This window comes from Nocardia sp. NPDC051900 (genome assembly GCF_044452545.1).
Classification (GTDB): domain Bacteria; phylum Actinomycetota; class Actinomycetes; order Mycobacteriales; family Mycobacteriaceae; genus Nocardia; species Nocardia sichangensis.
Genome location: NZ_JBITBU010000003.1, coordinates 412,595 through 434,225 on the forward strand (window position 1 = coordinate 412,595; position 21,631 = coordinate 434,225).

General features: G+C 69.2%; 26 protein-coding genes and 1 riboswitch. Of the genes, 12 read left to right on the forward strand and 14 right to left on the reverse strand.

From position 1 onward, the window contains the following. The first annotated feature begins 25 nt into the window (after window positions 1–25). Window positions 26–1,198, forward strand: coding sequence for an acyl-CoA dehydrogenase family protein (locus tag ACIA5H_RS06695; protein ID WP_397074396.1), 1,173 nt, complete (start codon window positions 26–28; stop codon window positions 1,196–1,198). 55 nt (window positions 1,199–1,253) lie between these two features. Then, window positions 1,254–2,060, forward strand: a complete 807-nt coding sequence (locus tag ACIA5H_RS06700) for an enoyl-CoA hydratase-related protein (RefSeq protein ID WP_355076739.1) — start codon at window positions 1,254–1,256, stop codon at window positions 2,058–2,060. Window positions 2,061–2,147: 87 nt separating this feature from the next. Here ACIA5H_RS06700 and ACIA5H_RS06705 read toward each other — a convergent pair whose 3' ends face one another. The 6 genes from ACIA5H_RS06705 to carD form a co-directional block, all read right to left on the reverse strand. Continuing rightward, on the reverse strand, window positions 2,148–2,426 hold the full coding sequence (locus tag ACIA5H_RS06705) for a DUF4190 domain-containing protein (RefSeq protein WP_397074399.1): 279 nt from the start codon (window positions 2,424–2,426) through the stop codon (window positions 2,148–2,150). A 259-nt stretch (window positions 2,427–2,685) separates the two neighbouring features. Further along, window positions 2,686–3,663 (reverse strand): 23S rRNA (guanosine(2251)-2'-O)-methyltransferase RlmB, encoded by a 978-nt coding sequence (rlmB, locus tag ACIA5H_RS06710; RefSeq protein WP_379250284.1) that lies wholly within the window; start codon window positions 3,661–3,663, stop codon window positions 2,686–2,688. Continuing rightward, window positions 3,663–5,069 (reverse strand): cysteine--tRNA ligase, encoded by a 1,407-nt coding sequence (gene cysS / locus ACIA5H_RS06715; protein ID WP_397074401.1) that lies wholly within the window; start codon window positions 5,067–5,069, stop codon window positions 3,663–3,665. The genes rlmB and cysS overlap by 1 nt, the downstream gene beginning before the upstream one ends. Window positions 5,070–5,133: 64 nt before the next feature. Continuing rightward, on the reverse strand, window positions 5,134–5,601 hold the full coding sequence (ispF, locus tag ACIA5H_RS06720) for a 2-C-methyl-D-erythritol 2,4-cyclodiphosphate synthase (RefSeq protein WP_062968866.1): 468 nt from the start codon (window positions 5,599–5,601) through the stop codon (window positions 5,134–5,136). 2 nt (window positions 5,602–5,603) lie between these two features. Further along, entirely contained in the window at window positions 5,604–6,329 is a 726-nt protein-coding gene (gene ispD / locus ACIA5H_RS06725; protein ID WP_397074403.1) for a 2-C-methyl-D-erythritol 4-phosphate cytidylyltransferase, read from the reverse strand. A gap of 2 nt (window positions 6,330–6,331) precedes the next feature. Further along, window positions 6,332–6,820, reverse strand: coding sequence for an RNA polymerase-binding transcription factor CarD (gene carD, locus ACIA5H_RS06730; protein ID WP_011206964.1), 489 nt, complete (start codon window positions 6,818–6,820; stop codon window positions 6,332–6,334). Between the two features lie 399 nt (window positions 6,821–7,219). On the opposite strand from carD, the gene ACIA5H_RS06735 reads away from it, so the two are divergent. Continuing rightward, complete coding sequence (locus ACIA5H_RS06735) at window positions 7,220–7,960, forward strand: hypothetical protein (RefSeq protein ID WP_355076730.1); 741 nt, start codon at window positions 7,220–7,222, stop codon at window positions 7,958–7,960. Window positions 7,961–8,055: 95 nt separating this feature from the next. Then, window positions 8,056–9,453, forward strand: a complete 1,398-nt coding sequence (gene radA, locus ACIA5H_RS06740; RefSeq protein ID WP_397074406.1) for a DNA repair protein RadA — start codon at window positions 8,056–8,058, stop codon at window positions 9,451–9,453. Between the two features lie 9 nt (window positions 9,454–9,462). Here radA and ACIA5H_RS06745 read toward each other — a convergent pair whose 3' ends face one another. After that, complete coding sequence (locus ACIA5H_RS06745; RefSeq protein WP_379250278.1) at window positions 9,463–10,110, reverse strand: hypothetical protein; 648 nt, start codon at window positions 10,108–10,110, stop codon at window positions 9,463–9,465. 124 nt (window positions 10,111–10,234) lie between these two features. Further along, on the reverse strand, window positions 10,235–10,858 hold the full coding sequence (locus tag ACIA5H_RS06750) for a carbonic anhydrase (protein ID WP_355076724.1): 624 nt from the start codon (window positions 10,856–10,858) through the stop codon (window positions 10,235–10,237). Between the two features lie 88 nt (window positions 10,859–10,946). Between ACIA5H_RS06750 and ACIA5H_RS06755 the strand changes: the two genes are divergently transcribed. Further along, on the forward strand, window positions 10,947–11,867 hold the full coding sequence (locus ACIA5H_RS06755) for an A/G-specific adenine glycosylase (RefSeq protein ID WP_355076722.1): 921 nt from the start codon (window positions 10,947–10,949) through the stop codon (window positions 11,865–11,867). Window positions 11,868–11,888: 21 nt separating this feature from the next. On the opposite strand, the gene ACIA5H_RS06760 is transcribed toward ACIA5H_RS06755, so the two are convergent. Next, a complete protein-coding gene (locus ACIA5H_RS06760; protein ID WP_397074409.1) occupies window positions 11,889–12,635 on the reverse strand; it encodes an alpha/beta fold hydrolase in 747 nt (248 codons plus the stop codon). A 58-nt stretch (window positions 12,636–12,693) separates the two neighbouring features. Between ACIA5H_RS06760 and mhuD the strand changes: the two genes are divergently transcribed. The 4 genes from mhuD (at window position 12,694) to ACIA5H_RS06780 (ending at window position 14,780) form a co-directional block, all read left to right on the forward strand. Beyond that, the gene (gene mhuD / locus ACIA5H_RS06765) at window positions 12,694–13,008 is read left to right on the forward strand and encodes a mycobilin-forming heme oxygenase MhuD (RefSeq protein ID WP_355076719.1); all 315 of its coding nucleotides are present in this window, start codon (window positions 12,694–12,696) and stop codon (window positions 13,006–13,008) included. Window positions 13,009–13,088: 80 nt separating this feature from the next. Then, a riboswitch (cobalamin riboswitch) is annotated at window positions 13,089–13,241 on the forward strand. Window positions 13,242–13,270: 29 nt separating this feature from the next. After that, window positions 13,271–13,465 carry a CbtB-domain containing protein gene (locus tag ACIA5H_RS06770; RefSeq protein ID WP_039794710.1) on the forward strand — a complete coding sequence of 65 codons (195 nt, stop codon included), beginning with the start codon at window positions 13,271–13,273 and terminating at the stop codon, window positions 13,463–13,465. Continuing rightward, window positions 13,456–14,262: a CbtA family protein gene (locus ACIA5H_RS06775; protein WP_397074412.1), complete on the forward strand. Its 807-nt coding sequence runs from the start codon at window positions 13,456–13,458 to the stop codon at window positions 14,260–14,262. The genes ACIA5H_RS06770 and ACIA5H_RS06775 overlap by 10 nt, the downstream gene beginning before the upstream one ends. Window positions 14,263–14,297: 35 nt before the next feature. Beyond that, window positions 14,298–14,780, forward strand: a complete 483-nt coding sequence (locus ACIA5H_RS06780) for a hypothetical protein (protein ID WP_379250269.1) — start codon at window positions 14,298–14,300, stop codon at window positions 14,778–14,780. Between the two features lie 61 nt (window positions 14,781–14,841). On the opposite strand, the gene ACIA5H_RS06785 is transcribed toward ACIA5H_RS06780, so the two are convergent. The 3 genes from ACIA5H_RS06785 to ACIA5H_RS06795 all read right to left on the reverse strand — a co-directional run bounded on the left by ACIA5H_RS06785 (window position 14,842) and on the right by ACIA5H_RS06795 (window position 16,410). Then, window positions 14,842–15,282, reverse strand: coding sequence for an OsmC family peroxiredoxin (locus ACIA5H_RS06785; protein ID WP_355076714.1), 441 nt, complete (start codon window positions 15,280–15,282; stop codon window positions 14,842–14,844). Window positions 15,283–15,440: 158 nt separating this feature from the next. Continuing rightward, window positions 15,441–15,761 (reverse strand): multidrug efflux SMR transporter, encoded by a 321-nt coding sequence (locus tag ACIA5H_RS06790; protein WP_355081674.1) that lies wholly within the window; start codon window positions 15,759–15,761, stop codon window positions 15,441–15,443. Between the two features lies 1 nt (window position 15,762). Further along, on the reverse strand, window positions 15,763–16,410 hold the full coding sequence (locus ACIA5H_RS06795) for an NAD(P)H-dependent oxidoreductase (protein WP_356963561.1): 648 nt from the start codon (window positions 16,408–16,410) through the stop codon (window positions 15,763–15,765). Between the two features lie 109 nt (window positions 16,411–16,519). Between ACIA5H_RS06795 and ACIA5H_RS06800 the strand changes: the two genes are divergently transcribed. Beyond that, window positions 16,520–17,131 (forward strand): TetR/AcrR family transcriptional regulator, encoded by a 612-nt coding sequence (locus tag ACIA5H_RS06800; protein ID WP_379250265.1) that lies wholly within the window; start codon window positions 16,520–16,522, stop codon window positions 17,129–17,131. 58 nt (window positions 17,132–17,189) lie between these two features. On the opposite strand, the gene ACIA5H_RS06805 is transcribed toward ACIA5H_RS06800, so the two are convergent. After that, window positions 17,190–18,044, reverse strand: a complete 855-nt coding sequence (locus ACIA5H_RS06805) for an ABC transporter permease (RefSeq protein WP_397074416.1) — start codon at window positions 18,042–18,044, stop codon at window positions 17,190–17,192. Window positions 18,045–18,049: 5 nt separating this feature from the next. After that, entirely contained in the window at window positions 18,050–18,952 is a 903-nt protein-coding gene (locus ACIA5H_RS06810) for an ABC transporter ATP-binding protein (RefSeq protein WP_397074418.1), read from the reverse strand. A gap of 228 nt (window positions 18,953–19,180) precedes the next feature. On the opposite strand from ACIA5H_RS06810, the gene ACIA5H_RS06815 reads away from it, so the two are divergent. Then, complete coding sequence (locus tag ACIA5H_RS06815; protein WP_397074420.1) at window positions 19,181–20,737, forward strand: histidine kinase; 1,557 nt, start codon at window positions 19,181–19,183, stop codon at window positions 20,735–20,737. A gap of 32 nt (window positions 20,738–20,769) precedes the next feature. After that, the gene (locus tag ACIA5H_RS06820) at window positions 20,770–21,474 is read left to right on the forward strand and encodes a response regulator (protein ID WP_397074422.1); all 705 of its coding nucleotides are present in this window, start codon (window positions 20,770–20,772) and stop codon (window positions 21,472–21,474) included. The last annotated feature ends 157 nt before the right edge of the window (window positions 21,475–21,631 follow it).

Below are 21,631 nucleotides of genomic sequence, written 5' to 3' on the forward strand. Positions count from 1 at the left end.
GCCCCCGAACGAATGGTGACCAACGATGATCGACTTCGCGATTCCCGCCGACCTCGCCGCCGAACGCGACCGAGTGCGCCGCTTCGTCATCGATAAGATCGTCCCCTACGAGCGCGACCCGCGCCTGACCGCGCACGGGCCGACCGACGAGCTGCGGCAGGAACTCGTCGAACTCGCTCGCGCCGAGAAGCTGCTCACCGTGCAGGCGCCCGAGTCGCTCGGCGGACGCGGACTGACCCACATCGAGCAGGCGGTGATCTACGAGGCGGCGGGCTGGTCAACGCTCGGCCCGGTCGCGATGAACTGCGCGGCGCCCGACGAGGGCAACATGTTCCTGCTGTCCAAGGTGGCCGATCCCGACCAGGTCCAGCGTTACCTGGCCCCCGTGGTCGCGGGCCACCAGCGTTCGGTCTTCGCCATGACCGAGCCCGAGGGGGCCGGCTCCGACCCGGGCCAGCTGGCCACCAGCGCCACCTTCGACGGCGAGAACTTCACCATCAACGGCCGCAAATGGCTGATCACGGGGGCGAACGGCGCGAAGACCTGGATCATCATGGCCCGCCTCGCCGCCAACCCGCATCTGCCCGAGGGCCCAACGCTGTTCCTGGCCGACGGCGCGGAACCCGGCATCGTCATCGAACGCACGATGAACACGATGGACCGCAACTACGTCGCCGGGCACGGTGTGGTCCGCTTCGACAACCTGACTCTGCCCAGGGAAGCGCTGCTCGGCGAGGCGGGCCAGGCGCTGCGCTACGCCCAGCTCCGGCTCGCCCCCGCCCGCCTGACCCATTGCATGCGGTGGCTCGGCGCGGCCGAACGCGCCCAGCACATCGCCGTCGAGCACGCGCGCACCCGCACCGCGTTCGGCAAGCCGATCGGCGAACACGAGGGCGTGTCGTTCATGCTCGCCGACAACGAGATCGCCCTGCACCAGTGCAGGCTGACCATCTGGCACGCGTGCTGGCTGATGGACAACGGCGAGAAGGCACGGCACGAGAGTTCGATCGCCAAATCGTTCGTGTCCGAGGAGTTGTTCAAGGTCGCCGACCGCTGCGTGCAGGTGCTCGGCGGCATCGGCATCAGCGACGAGACAGTCGTCGAGATGATCTTCCGGGACATGCGCGCCTTCCGCCTCTACGACGGGCCCACCGAGGTGCACAAGTACGCCATCGGGCGCAAGGTGCTGCGCGGATAGCCGAGGACTTTCGGCCCCGGGTCAGCTCCGCGCGCGTCGGCTAACATCCTGTGGCATGAGTTCGGAACTGCACGTCGACGTCTCCCGGGGCGTCGCCGTGCTCACGCTCAACCGGCCCGCCCAGCAGAACGCCTTCACCCCCACGATGGCCGCCGAGTTGGGCGCCGCGTTGCAGCGCTGCGATTCGGAAGACGCCATCCGTGCCGTGATCATCACCGGCACCCCGCCCGCGTTCTGCGCGGGCGCGGACCTATCCAATCGGGTGGGCGAGGTCAGCGCCACCATCGATCCGCCGCCGTGGCGGGTGCGCAAACCGGTGATCGCGGCCGTCAACGGCCACGCGGTCGGCATCGGCTTGGCCCTGGCCTTGCAGTGCGATCTGCGGTACATGGCACGTGACGCTGTGTACGGGCTGAATCAGGTCCGCCGCGGCGTGCTGGCCGACGGCTACGCGCACTGGACGCTACCCAGGCTGGTCGGCATGGCCAACGCCGCCGACATCATGCTGACGGGGCGCACCTTCGACGGCGACGAGGCGAAGGCGATGGGCGTGGCCAACAGCTCGCTACCCGCGGGCGAGGTGCTACCGACGGCGCTGGCCGTCGCGCACGACATCGCGAACGGCTCGGCGCCGCTACCGGTGGCACTGTCCAAGCGGCTGCTCTGGGAGGGGCTCGGGATGAACCCGGCCATGGTCGGTCAACTGGAAACCGATCTCAACCAGCACGCGACCAAGAGCATCGACGGCGGCGAGGCCATGGCCGCGTTCCGGGATCGCAGGCAGCCCAGCTGGTCGGGCAGCGTCAGCACGGAATGGCCCGCCTGGGACACCGCCGGGCGCGAACGGCCCAGTCTGGACTAGGCGGCTCGCCCGGCTGAGTGCGATGCCGCGAATGTCACCGCCGGCGGTAGCGCCCCTTCGCCCCACGCGGGACTCGGTCAGCGCCGCTCAAGCATTACCGCCGAGCACGATGAACAGGAACAGCAGCGCGAAGACGATCATCAGGACGGTGCCGATGACGCCGAGGACGTAGCCGACCAGCACCTGAGCGCGACCACCGTACGCGCCGCCGGATTCCTCGATCTGGTCGAGCGCGCGCCGTCCCAGCGCCCACGCCACCGGCCCCAGCACTCCGCAGCAGAGGACGCTCGCCGCGCCGAGAAACAACACCGCCGTCGCATTCGGATGCTCGACCGGCGTGCCAATGGGCTGATTGGGTATCACCACCAGCCGAATTCTACTGGGCTCCTCCGCCTCTCCGGGTTTTTAGGCCGTACGGGTCGGGAGTCGCGAGATTCGGGGTCAGGTCCTGCGTTCAGCGGTACTCGGGTTCCGGGCGTGCCCGGTGAGCTACCCATGTTCGGGCTAGATCAATTGTTGCGCTGCGTTTTTCGTCGCGAACCACGAGCCGTCCGCAGCTCGGAGCGTGCCAGTACGACGTGGGATACCCGGGGCCGGGCAACGGGAGTCCAGCACGGGAACGTGCTCAGGCGCGGCGTTGGCGGGCGACTTCGGACAGCACCACACCGGCGGCGACCGACGCGTTCAACGATTCCACCGGGCCCGCCATCGGAATCGACAAGATCGAGTCACAAGACTCCCGCACCAGGCGGGACAGTCCTTTGCCCTCCGAGCCGACCACGATCACGGTCGGCTCGCGACCGTCGAAATCGTCCAGCGTGGTATCGCCACCGGCATCCAAGCCGACGACCTGAATGCCCTTGGCCGCCCAATCCTTCAGCGTGCGAGTGAGATTGGTCGCGCGGGCGACCGGAAGCCGAGCGGCGGCGCCCGCGCTGGTGCGCCAGGCCACCGCGGTGACGCTCGCGCTGCGCCGCTGCGGGATCAGGACGCCGTGGCCACCGAAAGCCGCCACGGAACGCACCACCGCGCCCAGATTGCGCGGATCGGAGATGTTGTCCAGCGCCACCAGCAACGCGGGCTCGGCGGCGTTGCGCACCCGGTCGAGCAGATCGTCCGGGTGGGCGTAGCGATACGGCGGCACTTGGAGCGCCACACCCTGGTGCAAACCGTTGGCGCTCAACCGATCCAAGTCGGTGCGCGGCACCTCCAGGATGGAGATACCGGTGTCGGCGGCCAGCCGCACGCTCTCGGTCAGCCGGTCGTCGTTCTCGGTGCCGACCGCGACGTACAGTGCCGTCGCGGGCACGCCGGCACGCAAGCACTCGACCACCGGGTTGCGCCCGAGCACCAACTCCGGCCCGTCCTCGGTCTTGCGTCCGGCGGGCCGTGCCGCCGCGCCACGAGCGGACGGACGGCCCTGCGCGGCTTTGGTTTTCGCGGCCGCGCGCTTGGCGGCGGGATGCTTGGTGCGCATCTCCGCGGGCGGGGTGGCGCCACGCCCCTCCAGTCCGCGCCTGCGCTTGCCGCCGGAGCCGACCACGGCGCCCTTCTTGCTGCCGCTCTTGCGGACCGCGCCGCGGCGCTGTGAATTGCCTGCCATCACTTGGCCTTTCCGGATTGCGGCGCACCGAGCGCCCATTCGGGACCGCCGGCCGTGTCGGTGACCTCGATCCCCGCGGACTGTAGACGATCGCGCACGGCGTCGGCGGCCGCCCAGTCCTTCGCGGCCCGCGCCTCCTGGCGGCGGTCGAGTTCCGCACGCACCAGCACGTCAAGAGCGCCGAGCGCGGCCGAGGAATCGCTCGGGGCGTACCAATGCGGATCGAGCGGGTCGACACCGAGAATGGCGAGCATGGCGCGCACCTGGCTCGCCAGGTCGCGCGCGGAGTCGATCGCGCCGACCTCCAGCGCCTTGTTGCCCTCGTGCACCGCGCGATGGATCTCCGCCAGCGCCTTCGGCACCGCGAGATCGTCGTCGAGTGCGGCGGCGAACGCGTCGGTCCACTTGCCCACCGGGAGCTCACCGGCCCGGTCCACCACCCGGTTCACGAACGCCTCGATGCGCTGATAGGACTGCGCCGCGTCGTGCAGCGCCTTGTCCGAGTACTCCAGCATCGAGCGGTAGTGCGCGCTGCCCAGGTAGAACCGCAGTTCGACGGCCCGCACCTGCTTCAGCACGTTCGGCACGGAGAGCACGTTGCCCAGCGACTTGGACATCTTCTCCCCGCCCATGGTCACCCAGCCGTTGTGCAGCCAGTACCTGGCGAAGCCGTCACCGGCGCCCTTCGACTGAGCGATCTCGTTCTCGTGGTGCGGGAACACCAGATCCATTCCGCCGCAATGGATGTCGAACTCCGCACCGAGATAGAACTCGGCCATCGCGGAGCACTCCAGGTGCCAGCCGGGGCGGCCGGGGCCCCACGGGGACGGCCAGGTCGGCTCGCCCGGCTTGGCCGCCTTCCACAAGGTGAAGTCACGCGGATCGCGTTTGCCTTCGCCCGCGCTCTCGCCTTGATGCACGTCGTCGAGCTTGTGGCCGGACAGCTTGCCGTAATCGGGGTAACTGACCACGTCGAAGTAGACGTTGCCCTCCGAAGCGTAGGCGTGACCGCGATCGATCAGCCGCTGCATCATCTCGACCATCTGCGTGATGTGGCCGGTGGCCCTGGGCTCCGCGGACGGCGGCAGCACACCGAGCCGTTCGTAGGCGCGATCGAAAGCGCGCTCGTGCGTGGCGGCCCACTCCCACCACGGCCTGCCCGCCTCGGCGGCCTTGGTGAGGATCTTGTCCTCGATATCGGTGACGTTGCGGATGAAGAAGACGTCGATGTCATGCGCGAGCAGCCAGCGTCGCAGCACGTCGAACGCGACTCCGCTACGCACATGGCCGATGTGCGGCTCGCCCTGCACGGTAGCGCCACAGAGGTACACCGAAGCACGGCCGGGGACCAAGGGCGCGAAATCGCGCACGGTCCGCGTGTCGGTGTCAAAGAGGCGCAGCGTCACGGCAGTCGATCCTAGCTGGTGTATAAGGTCGTTCACGGACCGGCTCGGGTCCGTCGGAGCTGGATCAACGACAGGCTTGCAGCAAGGCCGTCGCCACGGCGGCGACGCCCTCGCCGCGACCGGTCAGGCCGAGCCCGTCGGTGGTGGTGCCGGACACCGAGACCGGGGCGTCGAGCAGCTCGCCGAGTACCTGTTGCGCCTCGGCGCGCCGAGGCCCGATCTTGGGGCGATTGCCGATCACCTGCACCGCGGCATTGACCACCTCGAAGCCCGCCTCGTCCAGCAGCCTGCGCACTTCCTTCAGCATGGCCGCGCCGGAGACGCCCGCCCATTCGGGGCGTCCGGTGCCGAATACCGCGCCGACATCGCCGAGGCCCGCCGCGGACAGCAGCGCGTCGCAGAGGGCGTGCGCGGCGACGTCGCCGTCCGAGTGGCCCGCGCAGCCGTCGTCGCCGTCGAACAGAAGACCGGCCATCCAGCAGGGCCTGCCCGCTTCGATCGGATGGACGTCGCTGCCGATGCCGACGCGCATGGTCACGGCGTCACCGCCCGTCCGATGCCCGCGCCGTCGAGTACCGCGTCAGCGAGCCGGAGGTCGAGTGGAGTGGTGATCTTGAAGGCGAGCGGATCGCCGGGAATTGTGTGGACCGCGACGCCCAGCCGCTCGACCAGGCCCGCGTCATCGGTCGCCTGGATGCCCTCGGGCGCGTAGGCGGAGCGCAGCAAGTCGGCCGCGAAACCCTGCGGCGTCTGGACCGCGCGCAACCGGGCGCGGTCGGGCGTGCCGGTCACCGCGCCGACCGCGTCGACGGACTTGATGGTGTCGGCCACCGGGAGCCCGGGGACCACGGCGGGGCGGCCCGCCCGCAGTTCCGCCGCGACCCGGGCGATGAGCTCGGGCGGCGTGAGAGCTCGGGCGGCGTCGTGCACCAGAAAGTAGGCGGCGTCGGGCGCCGCGGCGATACCCGCCCGCACCGAGTCGATGCGTTCGGCGCCGCCGACGACCACCTGGACCGAATTCGTGGGCGGCAGCAGGGCAACGGCGCTGTCGACGAGTTCGGCGGGAACCATCACGATGATCCGCTCGACCGCGCCGGAGGCGATCAAGCCTTCGACGGCGAGCCGGACCATGGGTGTGCCGCCGACCGGGACGAACGCCTTGGGTGCGGATTCACCCAGACGCACGCCACGACCGGCGGCAGGCACCAGAGCAACGACGGGTCCGTCGGTGGAACGGACACCGTTGTCAGGTGTGTTCACGGTCAGGAAGCCGCTGCGAGGACCTCATCGAGCAGGGTCTCAGCCTTGCCGTCATCGGTGCCTTCGGCCAGCGCGAGCTCACCGACAAGAATCTGCCGAGCCTTGGCGAGCATGCGCTTCTCACCCGCGGACAGGCCGCGGTCCTGTTCCCGGCGCCACAGATCGCGGACGACCTCGGCCACCTTGTTCACATCGCCGGAAGCGAGCTTCTCGAGGTTGGCCTTGTAGCGGCGGGACCAGTTGGTCGGCTCCTCCGTATGCGGCGCGCGAAGCACCTGGAAGACCCGATCGAGACCCTCCTGACCCACGACGTCACGCACGCCGACGTATTCGGCGTTCTCCGCGGGAACCCGAACAGTGAGATCGCCTTGGGCGACCTTCAGGACCAGATACTCTTTTTGCTCACCCTTGATGGTGCGAGTCTCGATTGCTTCGATCAGCGCCGCTCCGTGGTGGGGGTAAACGACGGTGTCTCCGACCTTAAAAATCATGTGTCCCGTGCCCCTTTCGATGTTCACAGTTTAACATGCGACTCGATAACGGCGCGATCAACTGTGCAGGTCAGGGCCACAACGAGGCAACCGTGGGGCTTGACAGATGCCAGGCTGTGTGCATTACGTTGTGCCAGAACGGGTTATCTCCCGGCTGGAGTCGGCGCCGCTCGCCGCCCACACGCTGGCACCTTCGTGGCAACCTCCGAAGTTCGATCGAACCGTTATCGACACGCCGGGTGTCGGCGCGGACGTCCCCGTGGCCCCGTCGCATGCGCCCGGGCCGAACCCCGAGTTCGACCCGGCCCCCGCGCCCGGGCTCTCGAGGGAACTACTACGCTGCCTAGTTACTACGCTCCCGCGCGGAGCCAGAGCCCGGTCGACATGGAGGGACAACCCGTGACTGCCCTGAAAGCTGTGACCGCCCCGAAGGGGGCGCGACGTCGCATGGTGACGGTTGCCGCACTCGCCGCCGGAGCGGCGATCGCGCTGTCCGGCTGCGGCGCGGGCCAGATCGCGCAGACCGCCGAACAGGTCGCCGCCGTGAACGGCAACCACGCCGACGTGGGCCGCATCGCGCTGCGCAACGTGCACATCGTGTACCCGTCCGAGGGCACCGCGTACAACAACGCCAAGGGCGGCAAGGCGCTCATCGCGCTGTCCATCATCAACAACGGCGAGTCCGTCCCCGACGAGCTGACCAGCATCACGACCGACCTCGGCACCGTCAAGATCACCCCCGCCTCCGGCAAGTCGGTCGTCGAACTCGCCCCGCAGCAGACCGTCGTCGCGGCGAGCCAGCCGGTCAAGCGCGAGGCCGCTTCGACCACCACCAGCGCCGCGCCGACCACGAGCGCCGGTGCGCCCACCTCGGCGCCGCGCTCCGCCGCGCCGACCACCACCGCCGAGTCGCACGGCTCCCCGGCCGCCGCCGAGGACCCGGAGGCCAACCCGATCCTGATCGAGATCACCGGCCTGACCAAGGACATCGCCCCCGGCCTGACCTACAACGTCTCGTTCAACTTCAAGCAGAACGGCACCGTCCAGGTCCAGGTCCCGGTCGACGCGGGCCAGCACACCGAGCGCCACGAGTCCGATAAGTCGGGCCCGGCCGAAGCCGAGCACACCGGCGGTCACTGAGGCTGTGTCCGATTCGCAGCGCCTGCGGCGCTGCGTGTTCGCGACGCAGTCGCGGCAAATCCAACACTGTCGGCCCTGGTGCGTATGGTGCCCATGTGGCAAAGACCAAGCCGACCTTCCGCTGCTCCGCCTGTTCGCATGAAGTCGCCAAATGGGTGGGCAAGTGCCCCGAATGCGGGGCTTGGGGCACCGTCGACGAAGTAGTCGCCGCGGCGGGCGCGGTCGGGTCTCCTGGGCGCAAGGCGATGTTGCCGAGCACCGCGGCCGCGCCGATTTCGCAGATCGATTCCAAGGTCACCAGAGCGCGGCCGACGGGCGTCACCGAGTTGGACCGCGTGCTGGGCGGCGGGGTGGTGCCGGGATCGGTGGTGTTGCTGTCCGGCGAGCCGGGGGTGGGCAAGTCGACGCTGCTGCTCGAGGTGGCGCATCGCTGGGCGGCTCAGCGCGACGAGAAGTCGCTGTACGTCACCGCCGAGGAGTCGGCGGGGCAGGTCCGGCTGCGGGCCGATCGCACCGGCGCGGTGCACGACCGGGTCTATCTGGCGGCGGAATCGGACCTGTCGATCGTGCTGGGACACGTCGAGCAGGTGCGGCCGACGCTCCTGGTGGTCGACTCGGTGCAGACCATGCTCGCCCCGGAGGTGGACGGCGTGATCGGCGGCGTCACCCAGGTGCGCGAGGTGACCGCCGCGCTGACCTCGCTGGCCAAGGCGAGCGGGATCGCGGTGCTGCTGGTCGGGCACGTCACCAAGGACGGCAACGTCGCGGGCCCGCGCACGCTCGAGCACCTGGTCGACGTCGTCCTCCAGTTCGAAGGCGACAAGAACTCCACGCTGCGCATGGTGCGCGGCATCAAGAACCGCTTCGGCAGCGCCGACGAGGTGGGCTGCTTCGAGCTGCACGAGGACGGCATCGCCTGTGTCGACGACCCGTCCGGCCTGTTCCTGCACCATCGAACGGATTCCGTGCCGGGCACGGCGGTGACCGTCGCGATGGACGGCAAGCGTCCACTGGTCGGTGAGGTGCAGGGCCTGACCGTGAAGACCGAGATTCCGCAGCCGCGCCGCGCGGTGAGCGGTCTCGACTACAACCGGGTCGCCATGGTGCTGGCCGTCCTGCAGAGCCGCGGCCGGGTGTTCCTCGGCAAGAGCGACGTCTACGCCGCGACGGTCGGCGGCATGCGCCTGGTCGAGCCGTCCGCCGACCTGGCCATCGCGCTCGCCATCGCCAGCGCCGAGTCCGACGCCCCGATCCCCCCGGGCTGGGTGATCCTCGGGGAGGTCGGACTCGCCGGTGAGGTCCGCAAGGTAACCGGCCTCAACCGCAGACTGGCCGAAGCCGAACGCCTCGGCTTCACCACCGCCCTGGTACCCCCCGGCCTCGCCCCAGTGAAAAGCACCATGAAGATTCACGAGGTCACCGACCTCCGCTCCGCCATCCGCATAGCGGGCCTGCGCAAACTACGCGCCGCCCCTGAGGAGGCCGCCAGCTGACCTACCCTCTCACGCGATGTTGAACGGCTCGGCCATGCTGCGTACCGAACCCAATTGCGCGACAACGCTGTACGCACCCGGTGGGACTTGGACGCGTTCGCCCGCGCAGTTGGGCTGGGATGTGGTGCCCGACCAGGTCACCGTGAACGCGGCCTGCTCGCCGCGGCTCATCGTGCGGACGTCGGGCTGGCCGTCCGGGTAGCAGTCGGTGCTCGACCACAGGCGCCGCTGGCCGTCTAGCGTGTGCACCGACACCTGTTGCAGGCCGGAACCCATATCGCGGGTGCAGGCCACCGCCGAGATGTTGGTGATGACGATCCCGAACACCGGCTGCTCGCCCGTCTTGTAGGTGGGCTGCTCGACGGTCACCTTGATCGCCAGCGATTGGTCCGGGCACGGGCCTGCCGCGACGCTGGTGGCCGCCGCGGAGGACTTCGGCGCGCCGGACTCGCCCGACGGCTTGGCCGCCGCGTCGGCGGACTTGGTCACGACCGAGCTGGTCCCGGCGGCCGCGGTGTCACCGGGCGAGTCGCCGCCACGCGCGACCGCGAGCACGACCCAGATCACCAGCGCCAGGGCCACCACCAGGATCCCGATGGCGAACACGCGTCGACGCCAGTAGATCTCCGGTGGCAGCGGTCCATTCGGTTCCAGCACGCCTCAACGGTAAGGGCACCATCGGGCGCATCGTCTCAGGGGCACGGCGTGTCGGCCGCCCGCACCCGAGGGCGACGAGTACATTCCGCCGGCACGCTGGGCCGATGGCGGGCGCGCGGCAGCCTCAGACCACCTCGCCGATGTTGCCGACAACCCGGTGCAGCTGCACTTTGCCCTCGGCCAGCTTGTAGGTCACGCAGGCGATGGCGCACTCACCGGTCGCGACCCGCTGCGAGATGATCATCGACCGCTGCATGAGCAGGCGGCTGGTCTCCACCACGTGCCTGGCCTCCATCTCGTCGACGGTGGACAGGCCTTCGCGCCGTCCGACCAGGATGGACGGCGCGACCCGCTCGACCACGCTGCGGATGAATCCGCCGGGCACCTCGCCGCCGTCGAGCGCGTCGATGGTGGCCTTCACGGCTCCGCAGCTGTCGTGCCCGAGCACTACGATGAGCGGCACGTTGAGCACCTGCACCCCGTACTCGATCGAGCCGAGCACCGAGCTGTCGACCACATGGCCCGCGGTACGCACCACGAACATGTCGCCGAGGCCCTGGTCGAAGATCAATTCGGCGGCGACCCTGGAGTCACCGCAACCGAACAGGATCGCGTGCGGGTGCTGGCCGCTGACGAGTTTGGCCCGGTCTGCGGCACCCTGGCTAGGATGCAGCAGCGCACCGCTGACGAAGCGCTCGTTGCCTTCGCGCAGGGACTTCCAGGCACTGATCGGGTTGGAATCCGGCATACCGACCATTGTGCAGGACAGTTACGGTTACCAGCGAGTTCGGCCGGTTACAGGCGGGCAAATACCGTCTGGCGGCAGTAGTACGGGGATGGTGAGGACAGTGCGGAACGGCGCACCGAACGGCATCGACGCCGACACGTTGCTGGACTGGTACCAGGAGACCGCCCGGGATCTGCCGTGGCGCCGCCCCGGCGTCACGGCGTGGCAGATCCTGATGAGCGAGATCATGCTTCAGCAAACGCCCGTGGTCCGGGTCGAGCCGATCTGGCGGGAATGGGTGGCGCGCTGGCCGGTCCCTTCGGCGATGGCCGCCTCGTCGCAGGCGGAAGTGCTGCGTGCCTGGGGCAAGCTCGGGTACCCGCGCCGTGCGCTGCGGCTGCACGAGTGCGCGAGGGTGCTGGCGAGCGAGCACGGCGACGAGGTGCCCGCCGACGTGGAGGTACTGCTCGGGCTACCGGGCATCGGCGCGTACACCGCGCGCGCCGTCGCCTGTTTCGCCTACGGACAACGCGTTCCGGTGGTGGACACGAACGTCCGCCGGGTGGTTGCCAGGGCGGTGCACGGGCGCGCGGAGGCGGGCAACCCGTCGTCGCGCGATCTCCCCGAGACCGAGGCGCTGCTGCCGCTGCGGATCGATCGCGCCGCGGTGTTCTCCGCCGCCCTCATGGAACTGGGTGCGACCGTGTGCACCGCCCGCACCCCCGATTGCTCGCGCTGCCCGCTGCCGAGCTGCGCGTGGGTCACCGCCGGGCGGCCGGTGAGCGAAGTGGTCCGCCGCACGCAGAAGTACGAGGGCACCGATCGCCAAGCGCGCGGTCGGCTGTTGGACGTGCTGCGCGCCGCGAGCGGTCCGGTGGAGCGGGTGCGCCTGGATCTGGCCTGGACTCGCGACCCGGGCCAGCGCGACCGCGCGTTGGACTCGCTGCTGGTGGACGGACTGATCGAACAAACGCCCGGCGGGTTGTTCGCACTGGCGGGCGAGGGCGGGACTCCCGGGGCCGACAGCTGAACGTCGAGACGGGTTCCTGCCCTAGCTGCCCAGGACCCGCCGCAGGAAGCGCTCGACCTCCGCTCGGTAGCGCTCCGGTTGGTCGTCGTGCACGAGGTGTCCCGCACCGGGCACCAAGACATAGTCGGCGCCCGGATGGGCGGCGGCCATCTGCCGCATCTGCCCCGGCGGTGTGATGCTGTGCTCGCCCTCCAGCAGCAGGGCGGGCACCCGCACCGCATGCCAGTGCTGCCAGAAATCCCGCGTCCCCCACTCCTCGGAGATATCGCGGAAAGTGGCGACCGGCCCGTGCAGCCGGTATCCCTCCGGCCCGCGTTCGAAAGAGTTCAGGAAATATCGCCCGGCGACCGGCCCGAAGAAGGACAGCACGGCTTCGTCGTCAGGGAACGGCTGCGGCCAGGCCTCGATCATCGCCGCCCAGTGCGTCGCGGTGCGGCCGGTGAAATCCGGCGCGATGTCCTCGATCACCAGCGCCCGCACCCGGTCGGGGTGAGTCGCCGCGAACACCCAGCCGTGCAGCGCACCCATCGAATGCCCGATCACCACCATCGGTTCCGCGATCGCGGCGGTGCCCGCGGCGAGGTCCGCGATGAAGGCCTCGGTCGTCAGTTCCTCGGGTGCGGGCCTGCCGTGCCCGGCGGCGTCGAAGGTGTAGACGTGGCCGTGCTCGCGCAGCCAGTCCAGCTGATCGCGCCAGGTGCGCGCGCTGCCCATCAGGCCGTGCAACAGCAGGATCGGCGCGCCTGCTCCGCCTTCGTCGTGCAACATCGGTTCGACAATACGAGGCACCGAGCATCTGCTCGGCATCAGCCGCTAGCTTGGACACATGGCTGTTGTGAAGATCAACGCGATCGAGGTTCCCGAGGGCGCGGGCCCCGAGCTGGAGAAGCGGTTCGCCCACCGTGCGCACGCGGTCGAGAACTCCCCCGGCTTCCTCGGCTTCCAGCTGCTGCGCCCGGTGGCCGGAGAGAAGCGGTATTTCGTGGTCACCCAATGGGATTCGGAAGAGTCCTTCGCGGCCTGGCGGGACGGACCTGCGCGCGAGGCGCACGCGGGCGAGCGCCAGAAGCCGGTATCGACGGGTGCTTCGCTGCTCGAGTTCGAGGTCGTGCTCGACGTGGACGCGAAGCCCGCCGACTGAGTCCGGGGCTCACCGCCGGGCAGGCCCGCCTGCCCGGCGACTCGCCCGACGCCGTGGTACGCCCGTGCCGGACCCGGTTGACGCCGAGGGTGTGCGGGTGTCACAGTTCGAAGGACAAACGCGAGGGTGACGCGGTAATTCCGGTGCGATTCCGGAGCGGTCGCGCCACTGTGTTCCACGCACCGAGTCCGGTGCCGGAAAGCCAGACACCGGCACCGTCGCGCCACCACCCTACGGGACGCGTATCCCAAGGAGGACTCGAATGGCCATCGCGCATTCACCCAGCCGGGCAACCGATTCCCTGGCCACCGTGCTCGTCACGGTCGGTGTCGTTCTTCTCGCACTGCTCACGCTGTACCTGGTCGGTTTCGACCAGGGCGTCATCTCGCGCAGCGGGATGTATCTGCATGAGCTGATGCACGACGGACGCCACCTGCTGGGGCTTCCGTGCCACTGATCGGTTCACTCCGAACACTGCTGTTGCGCGGCCTGCTGGCCGGTCTGATCGCCGGGCTGCTGGCCGCCACAGTCGGTTATTTCGTCGGCGAACCCAAGGTGGAAGCGGCCATCGCCATTGAGGAAGCGCACAGCGAACACGCCGGAGCCCCTGACGGGCACTCTCACGGCGAGCACGCCGAATCTCCTGGCGGGCATTCCCACGGTGACGAGGAAGAACCGCTGGTGAGCCGCGGCGGCCAGAAGTTCGGACAGTTTCTCGCCCTGGGGTTGGCCGGTCTCGCTCTCGGCGCCATCTACGCCTCGGTCGCGCATTTCGCGCGGCGCCACACCACGCTGTCCGGGCCGCGGCTCGCGCTGACGCTCGGTGTGGCCGGTTGGGCCGCGATCGTCGCGGTGCCTTTCTTCAAGTACCCGGCCAACCCACCGGCGGTGGGCGACCCGGACACCATCAACGAACGCACCCTGCTGTGGGTGGCGGCCGTCGTGCTCGGCATCGTGGCGGTCGGTGCGGCGGTGGCGGCGTTCACCGCGCTGCGCGCGCAACTGCCCACTTTCCGGCTGATCGGTGGCGTCGCCGCGTTCGTACTGGTCACCACCCTCGGCTATGTCCTGCTGCCCGGCGTGAACGAGGTGAGCGCGGATTTCCCGGCCACCCTGCTGTGGCAGTTCCGGGTGGCGTCGCTGGCCGAGACCGCGACCCTGTGGGCCTGCCTTGCTCTCGGTTTCGCGGCGCTCACCGAGTTCGCGACGCGGACCGATACCCGGGTACCGGTAGCCGCCGCTACCGGGGAGTGATTCGCGTCCGGAAACCTTCAGGCAGTGTCGGTCCCATGACCGGCACTGCCTTTTCCGTCTGGCCCGCTTCGCCGCGTGTCCACCCGGGTGGACCGCCGCGCGCCGTCCGCGTCGCGTTCGTCGCGCTGGTCGTCGCGTTGGTCGCGGGTGGCGCCGAGGCGATCACGCGAGCCGTCCGCGCCTTCTCGACTGCCGACCCGGCGAGCCTCGCGACGGGGTTGGGGTTCCGCGCGGCGCTCTACCTTCTGGTGCTGGCCGTCGCGGTGCGCATGACCTACGGCGACCGCTGGGCACGCCTGCTGATCACCGTCGGCATCGGCGTGTTCGGCCTGCTGTCCCTGATCATCGAGCCGCTGGCCGCGGCCATGTCCGCGAACCAATTGCGCGATCTGGTCCGGGACGCCGCACCCGCGTCCTTGCTGCTCGCGACGTTCCGCACCGTGCACGTCACAGCCGTGCTGATCGCCATCCCGGCTCTCTACACCCGCCACGCCCGGCGCTACTTCCGCAAACGCTGACTGCCCCCAACGGTTTCGTGCCCCGCACCTGTCACGGTGCGGGGCACGAAGCCTGCGCGGACTACGCGAGGGCGGCGTCGAGGGTGATGTGGTCGACGCCGGCGAGGGCCTTGCTGACGGGGCAGCCCGCCTTGGCGGCCTCGGCGGCGGCCTGGAAGGCGTCGGCGTCGATGCCGGAGACGCGACCGCGAACGGTCAGCTTGATCCCGGTGATCCGAAAGCCGCCCGCCGGATCGGGGCCGAGGGTCACGTCGGCGGTGACGTCCAGGCTGTCCGGGGTGCCGCCCGCGTTGCCGATCTGCGCCGACAGCGCCATCGCGTAGCACGAGGAGTGCGCGGCCGCGATCAGTTCCTCCGGGCTGGTGGTGCCGTCGGCCTCCTCGGCGGAGCGCTTGGGGAACGACACGTCGTACTTACCGACCCCCGAACTGGCCAGTTCGACCTGCCCCGAACCCTCCTGCAGGGTGCCGGTCCAGGCGGTACGCGCGGTACGTGTGGGCATCACGGTCCTTTCGCCGATGATCGTTTCACGATTCAGCACGAACCTACCCCGGCCGATTCGTCCCGGCCCACCTGTTCGCCGATCGGGTTCGCCCGACGCTCCGGGCACGCGCGCCGCGCGGTAAAGCAGCGGCGCGCCAAACGAATCCGCGCGGAGTTCTACTCCGGATTCGTGATCCTCGCCAGCACGATGCCGCCGAGGATCAACGCCAGGGCCAGCAAGCGCCCCGCACCGAGCGGGTCCTTGTGGACGACGATGCCGAGGGTGATCGCGCCGAGCGCGCCGATGCCGGTGAACACGGCGTAGGCGGTGCCCACCGGCAACGTCTGCATGGCGCGCGACAGCAGATACACGGCGGTGACGCCGAGAACGAAGCAGATCAGGGTCGGGACGAGCCTGGTGAAGTTCTCGGTCGGTTTGATGCTCTGCGACCAGACGATCTCCACCACTCCGGCGGCGGCGAGGACTACCCAGTTCACGTCAGTGCTCCCCGGCCAGAGCGCGCGCGGCGGCCAGAGCGCGGACGTAGGACGTGTCGTGCTCGGCACGCAGGTGTGCCAGCGCTGGGTCCTGGCGGGAATTGGCTAGCTCCGCGTGCACGAAAACGGTGTCGGAAACCGCGAAATGGCCCGCGAAGAAGTCGCGCAGGAAGCGCTCTTGATAGTCGTAGGCCGCTTTCGGAGCGCCGGGCGAGTAGGCGCCGCCGCGTGCGCTGGTCACGACGAACTTTCGGTGGCCGAGCGACATTCGCGGAAATGTCACCTGGTCCAGCCAGGCCTTGAGCGAAGCCGGAATCGAGTAGTTGTACATCGGGGTGCCGATCAGGATCACATCCGCCGCAAGCAACTCGGCAAGCAGTGGCTCGACGATCTCCCACGCGGCGGCATGTTCGGGAGTGCGCACCAATTCACCGATACGTTCGACATCCGTGTTCGGCAGGGTGAGCACAGCGTCGCACAGCTGAGTCCACCCCTCCCCGATGAACGGCACCGGCTCGGCCGCGAGGTCACGGTAGTGGTAGCCGCCGTCCGGGTGCCGTGCGCGCCACGCGTCCGCGAAGGCGGCGCTCAATTCCCGGCTGATCGACCGTCGCCGGGCGCTGGCATCCAGATGCAACAAGGTTCTCATGACCGACCTCCGATTAAGTGGACATAGCGTCCGATTTCTTCCGGGATCGACGATACGGTGAATGTGGACAGATTGTCCACTTATTGCCGGATCGGCTACAGTCACGGGCATGGAACCCCGATCCGACCTGCTCGCCGGTCACGGGCCGGGCCGGTCGGCGACCCCGCCGGAACGCGCGGACGCCGCACGCAACCGGGCCAAAGTGCTCGCCGCCGCCGCGGAGTTGTTCGCCGCCCGAGATCCCCGCACGGTGACGATGGACGACATCGCGAAGGCCGCCTGCGTCGGCCGAGGCACCCTCTACCGGCGTTATCCGGACACCAACTCGGTGGCGGTGGCCCTGCTGGACGAACACGAACGAGCGTTGCAAGAGAAACTGCTTTCCGGTCCTCCGCCGCTCGGTCCCGGAGCTCCCCCCGCACAGCGGCTGGCCGCGTTCTACGCCGCGATGGTCGAATTGCTCGACACACACGCGCATCTGGTGCTGGGCGCCGAGATCGGCGGCGCACGCTTCACGACCGGTGCTTACGGCTTCTGGTACGCGCATGTACGAGGACTGCTGGTCGCGGCGGGCCTGCACGAACCGGACGCATTGGTCGACCCGCTGCTCGCGCCGCTGGCAGCGGAGGTCTACCGGCAACAACGTGAGCGCGGCTTGACCTCCGGACAGATCGCCCACGCGTTGCGAATGATCGCCGAAACCGTTCTCGGTCCAGGGTGATTCCACGAAAAAACGAAACCGGCGGTGGACAACCACCGGCTTCGAAACCCCTCGTCGCTCACACCAGATCGCGTCTGCGCATCAGCCGAATCGTGCCGACCGCGAACAGCACCGAATAGACGGCCAGCACGACCAGCGATTCCGTCCGCGAAAGAATCTGCAGCACACCGGGCGTGGCGGGACCGTCAACGGTGCGCATCGCTCCGGCCAGCGACCCGGCCGCCGTGCCGGGCAGATGATCGGTCACCACCTGGATCGGCGCGAAGATCCCGGCCACGCCGCGCAACAGGTTCTCCACCACCAGCACCCAGACCAGGCCGAGCCCCACCGCGAGCGCGGGCCCACGGGCGATCGCGCCGATCAGCGCCCCCGCCAACGTCCACATACCGAGAATGGCCACGCCGGTGGAAATTCCGAGCAGCGACCGATCCAGTGCGGGCATGGTGAGCGCCTGCGACTGGGACGCCGCGATCAGCGCGGCGACCGCGATGTCGACGACGAATGCCGCACACACCAGCGCCACCACCACGGTCGCGAGACTCACCACCAACGCGGCGACCGCTTGCACGCGCGAAGGCCCTTGGGTGTAAATGGTTTTCCAGGTTCCCCAGCCGTATCCGCTACCCACGGTCAGCGCGCCGAGGATGAGCATCAGCGCGCCGCCGAACATGGCCATGCCTTGGGTGAATACTTCGGGAACCGCCGCGGGCAGCAGCTGTCGCAGCAATGCCTCGCGCGGCAGCCCGTTGGACATCCGGCTCGATTCCCCGGAGGTGTAGGCCAGATAGTTGAACAGATACGCGAACGTGAGGTTCAGCAGAATCCAGGTTCCGAGAACGATCCAGAATGCCGGCCACTTTCGCAGCCGCAGCATTTCGGCATTCGTGCTCGCGATCAGGTCCCGGATCGCCATGCCGTTCATCGCACTGCCTCCCGTCGCGTCATCTCGAAGAACACTTCTTCCAAGGACTTCTCCTCGACCCGCAGCTCCAGTAGATCCGCGCCCGCCGCCACGACCGCACGCGCCACGGCGGGCGCGGTGACGGTGTCCGACTCGATCCGGATGCCGCTCGCGGTCAACAGCGCCGAACGTCCACCCACCAGCCCGCGCACCGCGGGCAGGGCCACCTCCACCGGCTCGGCCCGCACCACCAGCGACGAGTTGCCGCGCAACTGCGCGACCGTCGCCTCGGTGCGCAGCCTGCCCTGCGAGATCACGCCGACCCGGTCGCAGATCGCCTGGACTTCGCTGAGCATGTGACTCGACAGCAGCACCGTGCGCCCCTCGGCGGCCAAAGCGGTGATCAACTCCCGCATCTCGGCCATACCGGCGGGGTCGAGGCCGTTGGTCGGCTCGTCCAGGATGAGCAGGTCGGGGTTGCCCAGCAATGCCGCGCCCACGCCGAGGCGCTGTTTCATACCCAGCGAGTAGGTCCGGTACTTGTCCTCGGCGCGGTCCGCCAGCCCGACTCGCTCGAGCGCGTCCTCCACCTCCGGGCGCCCGAGCCCGCGATATTCGGCGAGCACGCGCAGGTTGTCCCGGCCGGAAAGGTAGGGATAGAACCCGGGACCCTCGATGAGCACGCCGATCCGGCGCACCACCGCTGGATCGCCGGGCCGATGCCCCGCGACGGTGGCCGTACCCTCGCTCGGACGGATCAGCCCGGCCAGCATCCGCAGGGTGGTGGTCTTGCCCGCACCGTTCGGGCCGAGGAAGCCATAGATCTCGCCGTACGTGACGCTCATGCTCACGTCGTCGACAGCGGTGTGCTCCCCGTAGCGTTTGGTCAGCCCTCGGGTGACCACGATCGAATCTGCCATGCACCGAGAATCCGCCGCCGACCCCCTGCGGACATCCGTCGCCGGGCGACGATCCGCATACGTAGCTGGAACGACGGATCGATCCGTGGCCGTGTCGGATCAGCTGGTGCGCAGCCGCTTCCATGGTCTGCGAACACCCGAATCGGTGCAATTTCCGCGAAATACGTTTCCAGGCGGACGTCGAATCACGACCGAGCCGCATAGGCTACGTGGGTGCGGGTGGCAGGGATGACAGATCGGAGTTCGGTCGGCTGGGATTGGGGCGTCGCGCTCGTCGTCGCCGCGGTTCAGTTGGTCGGAGGCACTTTCGCGAACATGCGGCAGACCGGAGTGCACTCCCTCGACGCGCTCGGTTACCTGCTGTTGCTCGCCGGCCCGGTGGCGCTGATCCGGCGGCGCGCGCAGCCACTGCCCGTGCTGATCGTCGTGCTCGCCGTGTGCCTGGCGTACTTCCTGCGCGGCTACGGATACGGTCCGATCTTCGTCTCGTTGGTCGTCGCCTTCTTGACCGCCGCGAGCAGCGGATCACGATGGTGGACTTATCCGCTCGTCCCGCTCGGGTACCTGGCGCTGGTCTGGCCGCTGCCCGCACTGCTCGACCGCCCCGCGAACCTGTGGCAGGTGTTCGCGCTGATGGCGTGGCTGGCCGTGCTGCTGCTGGTGGCCGAGGGCATCCGGCAGCGCAAGGCCGTGCTCGTCGCGCGCGGGCAGCGCGCCGAGGCCGCGCGCCGGGACGAGGAAGCGCAGCGTGAGCGGCGGGCCAGCGAAGAGCGGCTCGCCATCGCCCGCGAGCTGCACGACGTGCTGGCGCACAGTCTGTCGATGATCAACGTGCAGTCCTCGGTGGCGCTGGAACTGCTCGACAAGCGCCCGGAGCAGGCCGAGACGGCGCTCACGGCGATCAAGAACGCCAGTCGCGACGCCCTCGCCGAGGTGCACGCGCTCCTGCACACGATTCGGTCCGGAAGCGCACCCGCGACGCCCAGCGAGCAATCACCCACAGCCGAGGCGAATGCCGAGGAGACCGGCCGCACGACCGAGGCCGAGCCGCCACCCGCCCCGCGTACCCCCGCGCCGAGCATCGGCGATTTGGACGACCTGTTGCAGCGCCCGCGCAGCACCGGACTGACCGTCACCACGCGAGTGCTCGGCACCCCGCAGCAATTGCCCAGCGTCATCGACGTGGCAGCGGCGCGAATCATCCAGGAGTCGCTGACCAACGTGCTCCGGCACGCACCCGGCGCCGACGCAACGGTGACCGTGCGCTACACCCCGGACTCGGTCGACATCACCGTCGACAACAGCCGCCCGACCAGTGCCCCGTCGCGCTCCGGCAACGGCGGCGGCAACGGCATCATCGGCATGCGCGAGCGCACGCACGCCCTCGGCGGCGCCCTCACCGCGGGCCCCCGCCCCAGCGGCGGGTTCCGCGTCGCCGCCCGGCTGCCCACGCGAACACCCGGACCCGACGCGGCCACGGCGTCACCGGGAGTGCGAGGCGCCGGGGCGGCAGCAGCGAGCCGGAACAACGCGGCAGCGCAAGCACCGGATCAGGACACCGCGACGACGAGTACGCCGAGACGCGGCGTCGCGGCCGCGACGAAAACCGAACAGAGCGGCACGACATCAGACGCACCCGAATCGAGCGCCGCGGGATCGAAGACTGCCGGCAAGGCCACATCGAGCACGACCGGCCCGAGCGAGAGCGAGTCGCGTGCCACACCGGACCGACCCGCTGATACGGCCGAACGACCGAGCACCTCGGCCGGTCGCGCGCAGCGCTGACGGGATCGCCGGCCGACGGCAGAGGAGATCCGATGCACGACCACCACGATTCGGTTCCAGCCCACGCTCCATCCGGCGGCATCCGGGTGCTGGTGGCCGACGACCAGGCGTTGGTGCGTGGCGGGTTCGTGGCGTTGCTGGATGCCCAGGACGGCATCGAAGTGGTCGGCGAGGCGGACAACGGGGAGCAGGCCGTGCGCATGACCCGCGATCTGCGTCCCGACGTGGTGCTGATGGACATCCGCATGCCCGTTCTGGACGGTTTGGCCGCCACCCGCGTGATCGCCGAGGACCCCCTGCTGGCCGCGGTGCGCGTGGTCGTGCTGACCACTTTCGAACTCGACGAGTACGTCTTCGAGGCGATGCGCTCCGGCGCGACCGGGTTCCTGGTGAAGCACACCGAACCGGCCGATCTGGTTCGCGCCGTCCGGGTGGTCGCCGCCGGCGACGCGCTGCTGTCCCCCGGCGTGACCCGCAAGCTGATCGCGGAATTCTCCACACGCGCGAAAACGCCGCCGACGGCCACGCTCGCCGAACTCACCGACCGCGAACGCGAGGTGATGACGCTGGTCGCCGAGGGTCTCACCAACGCCGAGATCGGCGAACGGCTCTACATGAGCCCGGCGACCGCCCGTACCCATGTCAGCCGCATTCTCACCAAACTGCACGCCAGAGACCGCACCCAACTGGTGGTCATGGCCTACGAATCCGGACTCGTCCGCCCAGGCTGGCAGTGAGCCGCCGATCGTTGCCCAGGAGCCGGACTGCTTCGCCGCACTGCCATGGGAACGTCAACCAAGCGACCCAGGCACCCATCCTCCGAATAAAGACGCAGCACGGCGACCAGTCAGTGGGCAAACCCACGCCGAATTCCGTGATTCGCGGTGGGACCAT